Source organism: Oceanobacillus saliphilus (genome assembly GCF_023522835.1).
GTDB lineage: Bacteria > Bacillota > Bacilli > Bacillales > Amphibacillaceae > Oceanobacillus > Oceanobacillus saliphilus.
In genome coordinates this window covers 563289-580527 of record NZ_JALCZU010000001.1, presented here as the reverse complement: position 1 = coordinate 580527, position 17239 = coordinate 563289, and the positions used below count along the sequence as shown (strand labels likewise).

Genomic DNA, 17239 nt, shown 5'->3' with positions numbered 1-17239 from the left:
TGACTTGTTTTTGCTTCTATCAATCAAACTGTATTATTCTAACACGTTATTCCCTGTTCGTGAACCTTAAAATGAAAATATATAATTTCAGCAAGGAGAGGATAAAAACGTTCTTATTTACATATGTGTAACTAAATCATTCAACTAGAAATAGCAATACAGTATTTGACCCTTATAGCATACGTGATTATGCATATTTATTCCAGTTAATTTCGTATTGTTAATAAAATTAACTTTAAATGTGCGGAAGTCTGATTTTCCTGTATAATTATAGTGGTAATATGTATCCATTTCTAATGATTCTATCAAAAATAAAGTACGTCAATCTTGGTTTTACACCTAATCATCCCACAATTTCCAGCGTGCCTGCGCTCTAAATACTCATACCTCAATGTCCTAACGAACCGGTCGGTGCTTAGGATTATTAATAGCCATCTGTATTTTTTAAAAACAGTAATTTTTGAACAAACCTAAACCTAAACCTTAATAGTATGTATTCTGTAACTCCAGTTTACTTTCCCGCGATTTTTTCAGGTGATGGGACGGACTGTATTCCGAATGGAGGTAAAAACTTGTCAACGTTGATTATAGCAATAATGGTTCCTTTTATTGCGGCTGCAATGATTCCTTTTTTATATAAAAAAATTGTAAAATTACATATTGGCTGGTTTGCCATGCTCGTTTCTACCATATTATTTATTTATCTTGCAAGGTTTATCCCTTCTATTGCGAGAGGAGAAACGTTTGCCCACACGATCAATTGGATGCCATCCTATGGAATTAATTTTGCTGCCTATTTGGATGGCCTCAGTCTGATACTTGCGCTTTTAATTACAGGAGTAGGATCTCTTGTCATCTTGTATTCTATTTTTTATTTATCGTCTAAGGAGTCATTGGGGCATTTCTATACGTATTTAATGCTGTTTATGGGGGCAATGCTCGGTGTTGTCATGTCCGATAATATGATGGTTATGTACGTGTTCTGGGAATTGACGAGTATATCATCCTTTTTGCTGATTGCCTTTTGGTATCAGCGAAAACGGTCACGTGAAGGCGCTAAGAAATCGTTGCTGATCACTGTAAGCGGCGGGATTGCAATGCTTGTTGGTTTCATTATGATTTATGTCATGACAGGTACATGGAGTATTAGGGAAGTAATAGCTGGTGCAGGTGGTTTTGCCAGTCATCATTTATTTATTCCAGCGATGCTGTTGCTGTTGCTTGGCGCTTTTACCAAATCTGCACAATTCCCCTTCCATATCTGGCTTCCTGATGCGATGGAAGCTCCTACACCGGTCAGCGCATATTTACACTCTGCAACAATGGTAAAGGCAGGAATCTATCTTGTTGCCCGTTTTACACCTGTTTTCGGTGGAGAGGCAATTTGGTTTTGGCTTGTTACAGGCGTTGGGTTAGTGACGCTATTCTGGGGATCGTTCCATGCGGTTCGTCAGAAGGATTTAAAAGCATTGCTAGCTTACTCGACAGTAAGTCAGCTTGGTATGATTATGAGTATGTTCGGAATGGGTTCTGCTGCACTTTACTTTGGTTATTCCACGGAATCGGTTGTCTACACCCAGGCTACTTTTGCCGCGTTATTTCATTTAGTTAACCACTCGACATTCAAAGGAGCTTTATTCATGGTGATCGGGATTGTCGACCATGAAGTAGGAACCCGGGACATCAGGAGGCTTGGGGGCCTGGCAACCTTGATGCCCTTTACCTTTACAATCGCTATGATTGGCAGTTTTTCCATGGCAGGATTACCGCCCTTTAATGGATTTTTAAGTAAGGAAATGTTCTTCACCGCGGCACTGACTATCCATGAAGCAGGCATCTTTTCACTGGATGCATGGGGGACACTAATTCCGATTATAGCATGGGTGGCGAGTATTTTTACATTTGTCTATTCCATGATTATCGTTTTCAAAACATTCCTTGGTCCATATCAGGAGGAGAAGCTTGAGCATCCGGCGAAAGAACCTCCAGTAGGTATGCTGATTGCACCAGGAATATTGGCACTTGCTGTAGTGGGAATATTCTTCTTCCCGAACCTATTGGGAGACTATTTGCTGACGCCTGCCATGGCTGGTATTTTTCCCTCCTTTGCCACTGAAGGCCTCGGAGTCTCTATCTATGCGTGGCATGGATTCAATAGGGAAATATGGATGACCATCGGTGTCGTGGTTGCTGGCATACTGCTATATCGATTTCGAACGTATTGGATGGGCATTTATAAGATTTTCGATGATAAATGGTCTTTCAATTCGTTATACAGCTATGTGATTTCTTTCATGGAGGAAAGCTCCACTACCTTTACAAACAGCTATATGACTGGATATTTACGGGACTATATGGTTTATATCTATCTATTCTTTATTGTGGCTATCGGCGGAACAATAATCTATACAGGCACCTATGCATTTGATATTTCCGGCAATGCACCAATAACAGAATTTGAATGGATCCTGACTTTTGTAATGATGATTGCAGGGATTTCAATTCTTTTTGCAAAATCAAGACTGACAGCCATTTTGCTGAATAGTATTCTTGGTTATGGTGTAGCAGCATTTTTCGTGCTATTCCGTGCCCCTGATCTTGCGTTAACCCAAACGGTTGTGGAAACAGTTACGACTGTATTGTTCCTTGTAGCTTATTATTTTCTTCCGGAATGGCAAAAAGAAGATGTTCCGCGCAAATCGAGGAATGTAAATTTAATCATTTCCGTTTCAGTAGGTGTTATATTTACAGTAATTGCACTGGCTGTTCAAAACGGCAAATTGTTTGAGTCGATCTCTAGCTATTTTGAGGATTCCTATAAACTTGCAGGTGGAAATAATATTGTTAATTCAATTCTTGGAGATTTCCGTGCACTTGATACGATGCTTGAAGTAGTGGTGCTCCTTATAGCCGGAATTGGTGTCTATACTTTCATCCGATTAAAAGCCAAAAAGGAGGATGAGCACATTGAAAATCAATAATGTCATTTTGAGAACCGTATCAAAGGTAGTTGTTTTCATCATCCTTACCTTGGCAATATATTTGTTTTTATCTGGGCATCACAGTCCGGGCGGAGGGTTTATTGGTGGTCTTGTCATGGCTTCTGCTCTTGTATTGTTATTCATTGTATATGATATAGAGACGGTTCAAAAAGCAATACCAGTTGATTTTAAGAAGATTGCGGCCTTTGGAGCTCTTCTTGCTGTCGGTACGGCTTTTGGCTCTATATTTTTTGATGTACCGTTTTTAACCCAATCTTTTGCGTATTTTGATCTTCCCTTTTTCGGAAAAACAGAACTGACCACTGTTACGATCTTCGAGGCAGGGGTGGCACTCGTCGTCGTAGGAGTCGTAGTTACAATAATCTTAAGTATTAGTGAGGATGTATAAATTATGGAAACGTTAATAACCATCCTGGCAGGTGTATTAGTAACGGTTGCTACCTACTTAATTTTATCAAGGAGTCTCATCCGGGTAATATTGGGGACAGCAATTCTATCGCATGCAGCCCATTTACTGATTATGACGATGGGTGGAGGCCTGAAAATCGGAAGTGTTCCTATACTTGGTGAAGGCAATGGGACTTTTGTGGATGCATTGCCCCAGGCACTCATCCTTACTTCCATCGTTATCAGTTTTGCTGTAACGGCAGTGGCCCTTGTCTTGGCCTATCGGACGTACCAGGAAACAGGAACAGATAAACTGGATGAACTGCGGGGGATGAAACATGAATAATGTATTGGTAATGCCAATGATTATCCCTGTAATCGCTGGTATCCTTTTGATTTTCCTGCGTCCTTACATCAAACTTCAAAGATGGGTCAGTTTTCTTGTCATGATTGTAAATGCTGGTATAGCAGTGTATTTATTAAATCGTATTCAAACGGAAGGGATACTCAGACTGGATTTTGGAGGATGGGAACCACCATATGGTATTTTGTTCGTAGCTGATTCTTTCTCGGTCATTCTTGTTCTGACTACGAGTATCGTAACAGCAATTTGTCTGCTTTATGCATTTTCATCCGTTGGAAAAGCTATTGAAAATATGTATTTCTATTCATTTGTTAACTTTTTAATCGCCGGAGTGAACGGTTCCTTTTTGACGGGAGATTTATTTAATCTTTATGTTTGCTTTGAAATCATGCTTCTGGCCTCTTATGTACTTATTACGCTTGGCGGAAGGAAAGCACAGCTTAGTGAATCGGTAAAATACGTTGTGATTAATGTAGTATCTTCCTGGGTTTTCCTGATTGCAATTGCTTATTTATACGGGACAGTTGGTACATTGAACCTTGCTCATTTATCAGAGAGAATAGCAGAATCCGGTCAAACTCCTTTGCTCACCGTAATAAGTATCGTATTTTTGACTGTTTTTGCACTGAAGGCAGGTCTGTTACTCTACTTTTGGCTGCCCGGCGCGTACAGTGTACCAGCTACAGCAGTTGCAGCCTTATTCGGAGCCTTACTGACAAAAGTGGGGATATACGCTATGATTCGTATTTTTACGCTGTTGTTTTATCACGAACCATCAGTTACCCACACACTGATAGGAATATTGGCGGGATTAACGTTAATTGGTGGTAGCATTGGGGCGATAGCGTATAAGGATATACGTCAGATTGTTGCCTATAATGTTATTATTGCAGTTGGATTTATATTGGTTGGACTTGCGATTGGAACACAAGCAGCACTCGAAGGATCCATTTATTACTTGATTCATGACATGATTGTCAAAGCGCTTCTTTTCTTACTTGCAGGTACAATGATTGTTGTAACTGGAGAAACGAGAATCGACCATATGAGTGGATTGATACGGAATTATCCATCATTAGGTTGGATTTTCTTCATCGTCATGCTTTCTCTTGCCGGAATTCCCCCATTCAGTGGATTTATCGGGAAAGTGCTCATCGGCCAGGGTGCAATTGAAACGGGATCGTATATCCTGCTGGCACTGGCTTTTATTTCTAGTATGTTTGTGCTGTATTCGCTGCTTCGGATATTCCTCAACAGTTTCTGGGGAGAAACGATTATCAGTAAAGAAGATAAAGTTCCCATGAAAAAAGGCTGGATCATACCATGCATGCTGCTTAGTGGCGGAACAATTGTATTAGGGTTGGGAGTAGAAGCAATTGCACCCTACGTTTTGGACGCAGCAAATACGCTAATGAATCCGCAACTATATATCGATGCAGTGTTGAACCGTAATTGATCCATGAGGAGGTGGAACTGGAATGCCTGCCCAGTTTTTATTAAATGTATTTATCGCAGTACTTTGGACATTGATCAGTGATGAAGATGAATTGAAATTCACTACACTTGTAATGGGATATTTGGTTGGTATTATTATCGTATTCCTGATGCATCGTTTCTTCGGTGACCGGTTTTATCTCAGTCGCTTCTTTGCATTGATTAAGCTGGTGTTCATTTTTACGGTAGAGCTCGTTCAGTCCACGATGCTTGTCCTAAGACATATTCTCAGTCCCAAAATACGTATTAAACCAGGTATTTTTAAATATGAGACGGTTTTGAGGGGAGAATGGGAAATTACTACCCTCGCTCTACTTTTGACGTTAACTCCAGGATCTGTTGTCATTCAAGTGACACCGGAGGGAGATGCGTTTTACATTCATGCGATGGATGTCGATGATTCAAAAATAATGCTCTTGCGCTCGTTAGGAAAATTTGAAAAAGCAATTATGGGGGTGACGAGATAATGATTGGTGCCATGCTATATACTTCTCTTGCATTGTATGGAATAGCTATCGCAATTAGTGCCTACCGTATCATTGTTGGTCCAAGTCTTCCTGACCGGGTTGTCGCCCTTGATATGATTGGTGTCATGCTTGTATCTGCCATTGCGATTATATCTGTTTTACAAGGTACAAAAGCTTATCTGGAGGTTATTCTTATTTTGGCTATTTTAGCCTTTATTAGTACAATCGCCTTCTCTAAATATATTGAGAGGGGTGTCATCATTGAACGGAAACGTGATGATTGAATTTATTGCAGCGCTTTTCATGCTCGTTGGGTCTATTATGGCGCTGATAAGTGCAATAGGCATTATTCGTTTTCCTGATGTCTATACGCGTTCACATGCAGGGACTAAAAGTTCGACGTTAGCAGTATTGCTGACACTTCTTGGAGCATTTATACACTTTGCCGTTGAACAAGGTTTTTACAGTGTCCGGCTGCTTCTCGGGATTGTATTTGTGTTTCTGACTGCTCCGGTAGCAGGACATCTGATTACAAGGGCAGCGTACTCAGCAGGAGTAAAGATGGCCGATTCGACGGTTGAGGATGAATTGAAAGATGTTTTAGACAATAGGCAGGATGAAAAAGGGGAGTAATCTAATGGAATAGGTTGCTTGCCCTTTTTTGTTATTTAAAATGTAAGTCATTTATAATTTGTTAGCTGTACCCTCCTTATTTTTACAGTTTCTTTCTCCTGAACACCTAGAATATTAAGCTGTGATTAGGAAAAAGTAAAGGATGAATCTAATGAAGGAAGGGAATACACATGGATAATGTAAAACTTGCAATAATTTACTATAGCGCTACCGGAACTAATTATCAGATGGCAAAGTGGGCAGAGGAAGCTGGAAAGGCTGCAGGGGCAGAAGTAAAACTGTTAAAAGTAGAGGAGCTTGCACCTGAAGCAGCAATTGCATCAAACCCTTTATGGAAAGCACATTATGATGCAACAAAAGATGTACCTGTAGCATCATCCGATGATCTGGAATGGGCCGACGCAATTATTTTCAGTACGGCAACACGATTTGGCGCCTATGCATCACAGCTGAAACAATTCATCGACATGCAAGGTGGGCTATGGGCAAAAGGAGCACTTGCTAATAAGGTAGTCAGTGCCATGTCTTCTGCCCAAAATAGCCATGGAGGACAGGAAGCAAGTATCCTTTCCCTTTACACGTCATTGTTCCATTGGGGGGCTATTATTGCAGCTCCGGGCTATACGGATCCAGTATTATTCACAACGGGTGGTAATCCATATGGAGCAAGTGCTACAGTTGATCAGGACGGGAATATTGTTGGCGAAGTAAAACCGGCAGTTGAAGTTCAAGCAAAACGTATGGTCGATATTGCCAAACGTATCAAATCAGGAAGCTAAAAAAGAAGGAGCCGATTGGACTATTTCCAATCGGCTTCTTCTTTTTTCAACTTTTGCATGGTAAATTGATAAGCATTGGTAGAATGAAGAGTTGGAGATACAGTGCTTAACTTTCATCGCAGTTGATGGAAACGGTGGCGTAACTTCTTTTTATGCTAAATCTAAAGCACTGATAATGGAAAATAGTTTCTCAGGCAACCGCAGCCCGTATACACTTATGGTTCGTGGTCGACTAGTGAGCCATCCTCGTGCTTACGCATTGCGGTGTCTCACCGATGCCTTTCCTCCCGCAGAGTCTACGTGTATACGGCTGCTGGTATGGATTTTTTCAATAATAGATGCTTTTGGGATAGACTATTGGTGCATTTAGCTTTTTAAAACAATTGACAAATAATGCTCCCATAAACATATGTTTCACCTGTATGGAACACTCCGGGTACACAAAGAATTTGAATACGTCTTTTTCCGCAGTTAGTTACAGCCCTCCGCTTGCCTGTAATTATAAAGCTAAGATGAGTTTTATCTCTATTGGAATACAGTTAATTCCTCAGTAAAACTAAAAACAGCTCTGGGAAATACACGGAGACTCCTACGGGAAGAGAGGCATCGGTGAGACACTGAAATGCGTAAGCATGAAGGGGCTCATCAGCCGCCCGTGGAAAGCGCAGTGTATTTCCCAGAGCGGTCGCCGAAGCTACCTATCCCGCTTCACAGTTTATATCAAATCTGGTTATTAAGTTAAATTTAACGGTTGAACTTAATTTATAGGTGCGAAAGTTGAGTTAATTTGTTATACAATTTTCAGTTCTTAATGCACGGTTTTGTAATTGTTTCATATCGTAGTATCTTGGGAAAACTACCCGTAACATGCTTTTATTCGCAATAGAGGGAAGTATAAAACTTTCTTAACTGCATAAGTACAACGAAGGGCTGTCACCTAAAGGCTTGGTGACAATCAAGTTTTCTAAAAAGGAGATCACGTATATGGTATCGACAAATACAATTCCAAAAGAGGAAGGTATCGATCAGGCACTGGCATTGTTGAAAGAAGGATATGACTATATACCTAATCGAATGCGGAAATTTAATACGGAGATTTTTGAAACACGATTTCTTGGAAAAAAAGCAATCTGTATAAGTGGAGAAGAAGCAGTGGAGCTATTTTATGATACAGAACGTTTTCAGAGAAATGGAGTTGCCCCAGAAAGGATTGAAAAAAGTTTGTTTGGGGAAGGTGGCGTACAAGGCTTGGATGGCGAGGCACATCGTCATCGGAAAGCCATGTTTATGTCGTTAATGACAGCGGAACGGTTGAAGGTTTTGGATGAAATTACGCATAAGCAATGGGAAGTCGCGTTAGAGAAGTGGTTGGCCACGGATACAATTATCTTATTTGATGAAGCGGAAGAGATCATGTGCAGGGTTGCCTGTCAGTGGGCAGGCGTTCCTTTATGGGCCAAAGATTTGGAGATTCGAACGAAGGACCTTAGTGCGATGATTGATGCTTTCGGCGCAGTTGGACCGAGGCACTGGCAAGGAAGAAAAGCACGCACAAGAGCGGAAAGATGGATTGCTTACATTATTAGACAAGTTCGTACAGGGAAAATGGATGCAGATGAAGAGACAGCACTGTACCAGATTGCCTGGCATGAAGACCTGAGCGGAAATTTGCTAGATATAAAAACGGCAGCCGTGGAAGTGCTAAATATATTACGGCCGATCGTGGCTATAGGGAGATTTATTACCTTTGGAGCTGTTGCATTGTATGAAAATCCTGAAAAAAGAGATAAACTGATTGCTGATGAGTCAAATTACAGTCAGATGTTCGTTCAGGAAGTCAGAAGATATTTTCCGTTTGGTCCATTTCTTGGTGCATCAGTTAAGAACGATTTCACTTGGAAACATCACCAATTTAAAAAAGGGACACTGGTCTTGCTTGATATTTATGGAACAAATCATGATCCAAAAAGATGGGAGTATCCCGATGTTTTCTGGCCGGAGCGATTTGCCAATTGGGATGGAAGCCCATTTAATTTCATCCCTCAAGGTGGTGGCGATTACGATATAGGCCATCGCTGTGCCGGGGAATGGATTACCGTGCAACTAATGAAAACAAGTCTTAACTATTTAGCCGGCAAAATGGATTATGATGTTCCAAAACAGGACTTAAGCTATAGTATGGTCAGAATGCCTTCCATACCCAAAAGCAGATTTGTCATGCGAAATATCAGAAGAGCATAAAATGAAAATTTGGAGAGGGCCCAGTAAATAGCTGGGCCCTCTTCGTCGTGCACCATAATCTAACTTGGGAACTAGCTTGCATTCTTTTCGCATGCTTCTCTAAAACGCATTAACAGATTAAGCATTTTGGAATCAACCGCAAATAATTCCTCGGGGTGGAATTGAAAACCAAGGATGAATTGATCTTCTTCGTTCGATTCAACAGCTTCAATAACATTATCATCTGAAATGGCTGCAATGCTGAGAGAATCTGCCAGTTTATCGACGGCCTGATGATGTTTGCTGTTTACCATTGCTTTCTTTTGCCCAAATAAATGATAAAGCTGGCTATCTTCTTCTATATGAATTTCATGGGTTGGCAATTTTCGATAAGCCTCCTGATGATGTTCAGATTCCAAATCCTGTTTCATTGTCCCTCCAAGCGCGACATTAATGATGGCCAATCCGCGACATGTACCCATGATAGGAATTTTTTTATCTACTGCATATTTTACTAGGGGTAATTCGGTCTCGTCCCTTGCGAAGTTGATTGCTTGCAATTCCTCTTCCGGTTCTTGATTATATCGTGCTGGATCAACATCTTCCCCACTTGTAAAAATAATGCCATCACATATATCGACATACGCTTTTGCCATGTCCTCGTTAGAAACGGGGATAACAATAGGAATGCCGCCAATTTCTGTTACTGCTTTTACATATTGATGATTGGTATGAACGGCAGGATTCACCTCTCCTTTCAACTCTATATCCAGAATAGAACTTGTTATGCCTATAATCGGCTTCTTTTTCTTCTTCATATTCCTTCACTCCTTATCTGTTTTCCTATACCCTTATTTGAATGGGAACTAATCCTGAAATGATGATTTATGTTGTATAATATCGGAGTTGATACAAAATGGGACTTATTTTCAAAACATGTGCTTCTGCTTCCGTCCGGGATCGCTACTCGTAGTCGCACTATACAGACCTACCGGCAATGCTCCCTCATAGAAAAGTACTTAGCCAGAGAGAGAATAGATGACATATCTACAGTTAGAAAGTAAAATATTCATGTAGGGGGAGGAAACGATATACATGAACAAATTTAGAAAAAAGTGTGCGGAAATTTCCGAGCACCCGCTTTTCATGAATATAATTATTGGTTTAATTATTATCAATGCTATATTGGTAGGATTGGAGACTTACTCCTATTTCGAGAATAACTTTTATGATTGGATATACATAGTAGATCAATTCTTACTTTGGGTTTTCACGCTTGAAATACTGATCAGGCTTATTGGAAGCAAGTCAATCGGGTCTTTTTTCAAGGATCCATGGAATATATTCGATTTTGTAATTGTTGGAAGCAGTCATCTCTTGGTTGGAGCCCATTATGTAACCGTCTTGAGGATCCTGAGAGTACTTCGTGTTCTCAGAGCAGTATCGGTTATCCCTTCGCTTCGCCGTATGGTAAACGCACTCCTGCTAACAATCCCTTCGATGGGTACGATCATGCTGTTACTCGGAATTTTCTTCTACATTTACGCAGTGATTGGAACGATGATGTTTCGGTCGATTGCGCCGGAATATTTCGGTACATTGCATGACTCTTTATTATCACTGTTCCAGGTAATCACCTTAGAATCGTGGGCAAGTGGTGTGATGAGACCGATTCTAGCGGAGGATCCCACATCCTGGTTGTATTTCGTTACATTTATTATTATTGGCTCATTCGTAATTATTAATTTGTTTGTCGGTGTTGTCGTTGGTAGTGTGGAGGAGGCGAGTCGTGAAGAAAAGCCGACTCCGACCGATATTAAGTTGGAAGAAGTACAAAATGAATTGCAGGAAATTAAGCGATTATTGGAGAAGAAAGCAGATTAGATGAAGGAATTAAATGAGTCTTCAGTAGCGGCTGTTGCGTTTACTGGAGACTTTGCTATATTATTTTAACTTTCATTTTGAGCAAAAGGCAGTAGTCTACAGAATTTGTAGACCACCCTGAGTGAAGCCCTTCTTAGTCAGGAAGCATAAAAAGAGGTCACTGATTATTAATTAATTTTCAGTGGCCTCTTCTTTTTAAATTAATCCATTAAATTAGCTACGATTTCATAGGAACGTAAGCGATCCTCCAGATGATAAATCTGGGAACTGATAATCATTTCGTCCGCTTGGGTAGCTTCCTGGAATGCGGCAAGCCCCTTTCTCACTGTTTCCGGACTTCCGACAATAGTTGTTCTTGGATCGAGTGATTCTTCCACAGTAGCTTTCTCCATTGGTGACCATACTTCATCGATATTATCAATCGGAGGAAGTAATTTTGTTTGCTCTCCGCGTCGTAAATTTAAAAATTGCAGTCGATGGGAGCTTGCTAAATACTGTGCTTTTTCGTCAGTATCTGCTGCGATTACGTTTACCCCGACCATTGCATACGGCTTTTCAAGTGTATCGGATGGCTGGAAGTTATCACGGTAAAGCTTCAGTGCAGGAATTGTATATGCCGGTGCAAAGTGACTTGCGAAGGAGAAATATAATCCCTTTTGAGCAGCAAGTCGAGCACTGAAATCACTTGAACCGAGCAGCCAAAGCGGAATCTTTAACCCTTGACCTGGTACGGAACGCACCCGTGACACTGGCTCATCCGAGAAATAATCTTGCAGTTCATTGACTTGCATTGGAAAATCATTCGGTCCCATATTCAGTGTGCGGCGCAGGGCATAGGCTGTAGCCTGATCACTTCCTGGTGCACGACCCAATCCTAGATCAATCCGTCCCGGGAAAAGCGACTCTAAAGTTCCAAATTGTTCTGCAATGACCAATGTTGCATGGTTAGGAAGCATAACTCCACCAGCTCCAACCCGCATCCGATTTGTATTACTGGCAATATGCCCGATCAGTACGGAGGTTGCAGAACTGGCAATTCCAGGCATATTATGATGTTCAGCGAGCCAGTAACGGTTGAAACCCCATTTTTCAACATGCTGGGCCAACTGTACACTTTCCTTGAAAGACTGGGTAGCATCACTTCCCTCTGTTATAGGTGCTAGGTCCAAAACAGATAAGGGGATGTTATTGAATGTATTGATGTTCGTTACAGGCATACGTGTTCACTCCTTTATTAGTAAGAAATGATACTGGTTTTAGGTGAGAGAGTCCAATGATTAGCTTACGTCTTCCACTGATGAATCAGAATGTATCGCTGAATTTTCCGAAAATGACTTGACTTGCCTTATGTGTATATAGTACTATTTAGCTGTGTTCTTGATTGAGAATAAAAGGGATATATATAACTAAATATGTTATTTATTTTACAAAAAAGATGTTGACTTGTTCTTTATAATGAACTAAACTGTTAATTGTAGCCGGGATTGAATTGCATGTATGAAAAATAGTCGATTTATTTTTATCATACTGTTCGTTATAAAGAATATATTTGGGTATAGTGAACAAATCGATATATCCAACAAAAGCTAAGGGTGAATCAAATGAATAAAACGAATGAGATCAATTTAAAAGATTATTTCGATGTAATCAAACAACGTTTCTGGATTATTGTCGTAATAACGCTTCTAACAACTTTGGCAGGACACTTTTACAGTAACCATAATTACACACCGTTTTATCAATCCTCCACAAGAATCATCTTAGGGGCTGGCAGTGAGGATATGAATACGCTGATGGTTTTAATTAAAGACCCAATCATAATGGAAAATGTGAAAGAAGAACTGAATCTGACGAGACCTTCTGAATCGATTGCAGGCCAAATTGAGATCGAAAGAATTGATAATTCACAAGTAATCAGAATCTCCGTTACAGACCGGGATCCAAGCCTGGCAGCAGATATTGTTAACGCTACAGCAACGTCATTTAAAAGTGAAATTGTAAATATATTAAACTATTCAGAAGTCCAGCTACTATCACCTGCGAAGATCAATCCCTATCCTATCAATGAATCGCAAAACCGTCTTACTATAATTGCCTTTATATTTGGAGTAACGATAGGAGTTGGACTGATATTTCTAATGGATTCCTTGGATGGGAAAGTAAGAAAAGAGCGCGAAGTGGAGGAAATATTGGGGGTACCTGTTTTAGGGGTAGTCACAAATATGAATAAGAAAAGATTTGTTGCGAAAAGAGCTAAAAGAAAGCAGACCAGCGTAAGGGGTGAATCAGTTGGTATTAAACAAGAGGCTTCCTAAAAAGCATAAGAAAATACAACTTGTCACATATTTGAACGCCGATTCCGTCATTGCAGATCAATTTAGAACGATACGCACAAATCTTAAGTTTTTAATGGAGGAGAAGAAAAGTCGTGTCTTTCTTATTACATCCCCTGGCGAAAACGAAGGCAAATCGACAACAGTAGCAAATCTGGCTGTATCGATAGCACAGCAAAAAGAAAAAGTTCTCTTAATTGACGCCAATTTAAGAAATTCAATGTTACATCAAGTCTTTAAAATCCAGAATCAAACTGGATTGACAGATGTGTTAAAAGGAGCGATCTCCCTTAAACAAGCAATCACTTTTACGGATATAGGGAAACTGGATATATTAACGAGTGGTCCTGACGTATCAAATCCAACTGAAATATTAGGAAGTAATGATATGGCGAGTCTTTTACACGATGTAGCTGACATGTATGACATTGTACTCATTGACTCTCCGACAATTTTAAAGTCGACCGAAACGAGAGTGCTTGCCAATCAATGTGATGGAGCTGTATTGGTTCTCCATCGTGGTAAGACGGAAATGGATAAAGCCGTTGAAGCAAAACGAATACTGGATTTGGCACATGCTAATTTGCTGGGAGTCATTATTAATGAAAAGTAGAATGGAGCAATTCTGTTAAAGTTAAGAAAGCAAAAAAAACTTTCTTAATACATAGGCGCATCGAAGGCTGTCACCTAAAATCGTAGTGACAACAAAGTTTTCTGCTAGTTGTGTTCGTTATAAAGAAAGTTAATTACTTTATTGATGTTTTATAACGTTATGGTGATGTCTACTCACCTGTATCAATGTAGGCACTCGGTTATGCTGTGGGTTTTAAATAAACCTTAGACGCGTTCGTTGTCGGTAGTGTGATGTGAGGGTGGGTTAGATGCCCAATCTATACATAAATATTTACTTAAAAGACCCATGAAAGAAGGAAGGATATGACATATAGACAAAGGATTTCTTTATTTTTAGTTGTTGATTCCTTTATTGTACTCACTGCATTTTTTATTGGCATTTTCCTTGTAAGTGAATCTCTCTCCATGACTCCCCTGCTTATCATCAGTTGTATTACGATTTTGTTTTGTCATCATCTATTTTCAGCAAGATACAAATTATACAAAAAGGTCTGGGAATATGCGAGTATCCAGGAATTATTAAGTATTCTTAAAGTAGTCTCATTGTCGGCTATTACAGTCATGATAACACAGTTTATTTTTATACAGGATGTCCAGTTTAAATTCCTTGCTGTAACGTGGCTTCTCCATATGTTTTTAATTGGAGGATCCAGATTCTTGTGGAGAATTTATCGTGATTCCATTATGAACAAATCCGATAACAAAATACGCACATTAATTATTGGTGCCGGGTCAGCGGGTACGATGGTTGCCAGGCAATTATTAAGAAAGAATGAAGGGGATTTATTACCAGTAGCTTTTATTGATGATGATCCTAAAAAACGAAATCTTGACATTTTGGGGCTTCCTGTCGTCGGTGGAGTAAGGGACATCGCGAGTGCCGTTAACGAACTTAAGATTAATAATGTTATTATCTCGATTCCCTCACTTAGTAAAAAAGAATTAAATACGATTTTTCAGGAATGCGCAAAAACAGATGCACAAACTAAAATTTTACCGTTTTTAGAGGATTTAATAACCGGCAAAGTATCCGTCAACCAGTTTCGTGATGTCCAAGTGGAAGACTTGCTTGGAAGGGATCCCGTTGATATGGATATCGTAAGCATTTCTGAATATATATCCAATAAAGTTGTCTTGGTTACTGGTGCTGGTGGTTCCATTGGTTCAGAAATATCACGGCAGGCTTCCGTATTCAATCCAGGAAGATTGATCTTACTTGGGCATGGGGAGAACAGTATCTACTCCATTGAAATGGAATTGAAGCGTAAATTTAAAACTAGCCAAATTGAATTTGTTACGGAGATCGCTGACATACAGGATGCGAAGAAGATGAGAGCTGTGATGCGAAAGTATAAGCCTGATGTTGTTTACCATGCTGCTGCACATAAGCATGTTCCTTTAATGGAACGTAATCCGGAAGAAGCGGTAAAAAATAATATTATTGGAACAATGAATGTGGCAAAGGCGGCCAGCTGGAATGGTGTTGGCATTTTCGTCATGGTATCGACAGATAAGGCTGTCAATCCAACGAGTGTAATGGGGGCATCAAAACGACTGACAGAGATGGTCGTCCAGGATATGGATAAACATAGTGATACGAAATTTGTTGCCGTTAGATTTGGCAATGTATTGGGAAGCAGAGGAAGCGTTATCCCATTATTTAAAAAGCAGATTAAAGATGGTGGTCCAGTGACTGTCACACATCCGGAAATGGTTCGTTATTTTATGACGATACCGGAGGCTTCAAGGCTAGTGATTCAAGCGGGTGCACTTGCCAATGGCGGCGAGATATTTGTCCTTGATATGGGAGACCCGGTGAAAATAGTAGACTTGGCCAGAAATTTAATTAAACTATCAGGGAATTCGATTGAGGAAATAGGAATCGAATTCACAGGTATAAGGCCTGGTGAAAAGCTATTTGAGGAGTTATTGAAAGAGAGTGAAGTAGAGAATTCGCAAGTATATCCGAAGATCTATGTAGGAAAAACAACAGACCTTTACATCGATGAAATAAATGACATAATAGCAAACTATAACGATTTGGATGCGGGAACATTACGAGAACAGTTACTCAACTTAGCGAATAACGTGGTAGCCGATGAATCAAGAAAGGTATTAACAATTTAAGAAGGAGGGATAGCGAAATGAGAGTCAAAAAAGCAATTATACCAGCGGCAGGTCTAGGAACGAGATTCCTCCCAGCTACTAAAGCAATGCCAAAGGAAATGCTTCCGATCGTTGATAAACCAACAATCCAATACATTATTGAAGAAGCTGTTGAAGCAGGCATCGAAGATATTATTATCGTAACGGGAAAAGGAAAAAGGGCTATCGAGGATCACTTTGACCATTCCTTTGAACTGGAACAGAATCTGATAGAAAAAGGAAAATTTGATCTATTAAGTGAAGTTCAAAAGCCATCCAAACTAGTGGATATTCATTATATCCGTCAGAAAGAACCAAAAGGGCTCGGGCATGCAATCTGGTGTGCAAGAAAGTTCATTGGCAATGAACCATTCGCCGTGCTGTTAGGTGACGATATTGTAAAGGCAGAGACACCTAGTCTGAAACAACTGATCGATCAATACAATCACTACAATACTTCCATCTTAGGCGTACAGAAAGTGAAAGAAGCAGATGTATGCCGATATGGAATTGTGGATGGGAGTCAAATGGAAGATCGGTTATATAATGTTCGCCATTTAGTTGAAAAACCCAAGCTGGAAGAAGCACCTTCAACACTGGCTATTTTAGGGAGATATATTCTTAGCCCAAGAATATTTGATATTTTAAGCACGCAAAAACCAGGAGCTGGAGATGAAATCCAACTGACAGATGCAATTGCAGCGCTGAATAAACAAGAAGCGGTATATGCCTATGAGTTTGAAGGGAATCGTTATGATGTTGGAGATAAAATGGGTTTTATCCAGACAACAATTGAATTTGCATTACAACGGGACGATTTAAGGAAAGAATTGCTGGATTACCTTACAGGAATAGTCGAAACAGAATTGGCAAAATAATTCAATGGAGAGGGGGGATT

At 40.0% G+C, this 17239-nt stretch carries 16 protein-coding genes; 14 read left to right on the top strand and 2 right to left on the bottom strand.

Annotation, left to right across the window (positions count from 1 at the left end):
• Nucleotides 1-572 precede the first annotated feature (572 nt).
• The 9 genes from MN204_RS02485 to cypC all read left to right on the top strand — a co-directional run bounded on the left by MN204_RS02485 (nt 573) and on the right by cypC (nt 9367).
• Nucleotides 573-2981 (top strand): Na+/H+ antiporter subunit A, encoded by a 2409-nt coding sequence (locus tag MN204_RS02485; RefSeq protein ID WP_249869483.1) that lies wholly within the window; start codon nt 573-575, stop codon nt 2979-2981.
• Nucleotides 2968-3390: a Na(+)/H(+) antiporter subunit B gene (locus MN204_RS02480; protein ID WP_249869482.1), complete on the top strand. Its 423-nt coding sequence runs from the start codon at nt 2968-2970 to the stop codon at nt 3388-3390. Before MN204_RS02485 ends, MN204_RS02480 begins: the two co-directional genes overlap by 14 nt.
• Before the next feature lie 3 nt (nt 3391-3393).
• Complete coding sequence (locus MN204_RS02475; protein WP_249869481.1) at nt 3394-3735, top strand: Na(+)/H(+) antiporter subunit C; 342 nt, start codon at nt 3394-3396, stop codon at nt 3733-3735.
• The gene (locus MN204_RS02470; protein WP_249869480.1) at nt 3728-5209 is read left to right on the top strand and encodes a Na+/H+ antiporter subunit D; all 1482 of its coding nucleotides are present in this window, start codon (nt 3728-3730) and stop codon (nt 5207-5209) included. The genes MN204_RS02475 and MN204_RS02470 overlap by 8 nt, the downstream gene beginning before the upstream one ends.
• Before the next feature lie 22 nt (nt 5210-5231).
• Nucleotides 5232-5714, top strand: a complete 483-nt coding sequence (locus MN204_RS02465) for a Na+/H+ antiporter subunit E (RefSeq protein ID WP_249869479.1) — start codon at nt 5232-5234, stop codon at nt 5712-5714.
• Nucleotides 5714-5998, top strand: coding sequence for a Na(+)/H(+) antiporter subunit F1 (locus MN204_RS02460; RefSeq protein WP_249869478.1), 285 nt, complete (start codon nt 5714-5716; stop codon nt 5996-5998). Before MN204_RS02465 ends, MN204_RS02460 begins: the two co-directional genes overlap by 1 nt.
• Complete coding sequence (locus tag MN204_RS02455; RefSeq protein WP_306798552.1) at nt 5976-6347, top strand: Na+/H+ antiporter subunit G; 372 nt, start codon at nt 5976-5978, stop codon at nt 6345-6347. The genes MN204_RS02460 and MN204_RS02455 overlap by 23 nt, the downstream gene beginning before the upstream one ends.
• 170 nt (nt 6348-6517) lie before the next feature.
• Entirely contained in the window at nt 6518-7126 is a 609-nt protein-coding gene (gene wrbA, locus MN204_RS02450; protein WP_249869477.1) for an NAD(P)H:quinone oxidoreductase, read from the top strand.
• Between the two features lie 984 nt (nt 7127-8110).
• Nucleotides 8111-9367 (top strand): CYP152 family fatty-acid peroxygenase CypC, encoded by a 1257-nt coding sequence (gene cypC / locus MN204_RS02445; protein ID WP_249869476.1) that lies wholly within the window; start codon nt 8111-8113, stop codon nt 9365-9367.
• A 71-nt stretch (nt 9368-9438) separates the two neighbouring features.
• Here the strand turns inward: cypC and MN204_RS02440 are convergent, their stop codons facing one another.
• Entirely contained in the window at nt 9439-10164 is a 726-nt protein-coding gene (locus tag MN204_RS02440; protein ID WP_249869475.1) for a gamma-glutamyl-gamma-aminobutyrate hydrolase family protein, read from the bottom strand.
• Nucleotides 10165-10441: 277 nt separating this feature from the next.
• Here MN204_RS02440 and MN204_RS02435 point away from each other — a divergent pair, with 277 nt between their 5' ends.
• Complete coding sequence (locus tag MN204_RS02435) at nt 10442-11230, top strand: ion transporter (protein WP_249869474.1); 789 nt, start codon at nt 10442-10444, stop codon at nt 11228-11230.
• A 200-nt stretch (nt 11231-11430) separates the two neighbouring features.
• Here the strand turns inward: MN204_RS02435 and MN204_RS02430 are convergent, their stop codons facing one another.
• Nucleotides 11431-12447, bottom strand: a complete 1017-nt coding sequence (locus MN204_RS02430) for an LLM class flavin-dependent oxidoreductase (RefSeq protein WP_249869473.1) — start codon at nt 12445-12447, stop codon at nt 11431-11433.
• A gap of 384 nt (nt 12448-12831) precedes the next feature.
• On the opposite strand from MN204_RS02430, the gene MN204_RS02425 reads away from it, so the two are divergent.
• From MN204_RS02425 to galU, 4 genes are all read left to right on the top strand, one after another.
• Nucleotides 12832-13545, top strand: a complete 714-nt coding sequence (locus MN204_RS02425; protein ID WP_249869472.1) for a YveK family protein — start codon at nt 12832-12834, stop codon at nt 13543-13545.
• Nucleotides 13511-14176, top strand: coding sequence for a CpsD/CapB family tyrosine-protein kinase (locus tag MN204_RS02420; protein ID WP_249869471.1), 666 nt, complete (start codon nt 13511-13513; stop codon nt 14174-14176). Before MN204_RS02425 ends, MN204_RS02420 begins: the two co-directional genes overlap by 35 nt.
• 323 nt (nt 14177-14499) lie before the next feature.
• Nucleotides 14500-16323 (top strand): polysaccharide biosynthesis protein, encoded by a 1824-nt coding sequence (locus tag MN204_RS02415; RefSeq protein ID WP_249869470.1) that lies wholly within the window; start codon nt 14500-14502, stop codon nt 16321-16323.
• Nucleotides 16324-16340: 17 nt separating this feature from the next.
• Nucleotides 16341-17219: a UTP--glucose-1-phosphate uridylyltransferase GalU gene (gene galU / locus MN204_RS02410; protein WP_249869469.1), complete on the top strand. Its 879-nt coding sequence runs from the start codon at nt 16341-16343 to the stop codon at nt 17217-17219.
• Nucleotides 17220-17239: the final 20 nt, after the last annotated feature.

Excerpts from the sequence above, each read along its gene's own strand:
- MN204_RS02475 (WP_249869481.1), top strand. The coding sequence starts at position 3,394 with ATGGAAACGTTAATAACCATCCTGGCAGGTGTATTAGTAACGGTTGCT.
- MN204_RS02470 (WP_249869480.1), top strand. The coding sequence starts at position 3,728 with ATGAATAATGTATTGGTAATGCCAATGATTATCCCTGTAATCGCTGGT.
- MN204_RS02465 (WP_249869479.1), top strand. The coding sequence starts at position 5,232 with ATGCCTGCCCAGTTTTTATTAAATGTATTTATCGCAGTACTTTGGACA.
- MN204_RS02460 (WP_249869478.1), top strand. The coding sequence starts at position 5,714 with ATGATTGGTGCCATGCTATATACTTCTCTTGCATTGTATGGAATAGCT.
- wrbA (WP_249869477.1), top strand. The coding sequence starts at position 6,518 with ATGGATAATGTAAAACTTGCAATAATTTACTATAGCGCTACCGGAACT.
- cypC (WP_249869476.1), top strand. The coding sequence starts at position 8,111 with ATGGTATCGACAAATACAATTCCAAAAGAGGAAGGTATCGATCAGGCA.
- MN204_RS02440 (WP_249869475.1), bottom strand. The coding sequence starts at position 10,164 with ATGAAGAAGAAAAAGAAGCCGATTATAGGCATAACAAGTTCTATTCTG.
- MN204_RS02435 (WP_249869474.1), top strand. The coding sequence starts at position 10,442 with ATGAACAAATTTAGAAAAAAGTGTGCGGAAATTTCCGAGCACCCGCTT.
- MN204_RS02430 (WP_249869473.1), bottom strand. The coding sequence starts at position 12,447 with ATGCCTGTAACGAACATCAATACATTCAATAACATCCCCTTATCTGTT.
- MN204_RS02425 (WP_249869472.1), top strand. The coding sequence starts at position 12,832 with ATGAATAAAACGAATGAGATCAATTTAAAAGATTATTTCGATGTAATC.
- MN204_RS02415 (WP_249869470.1), top strand. The coding sequence starts at position 14,500 with ATGACATATAGACAAAGGATTTCTTTATTTTTAGTTGTTGATTCCTTT.
- galU (WP_249869469.1), top strand. The coding sequence starts at position 16,341 with ATGAGAGTCAAAAAAGCAATTATACCAGCGGCAGGTCTAGGAACGAGA.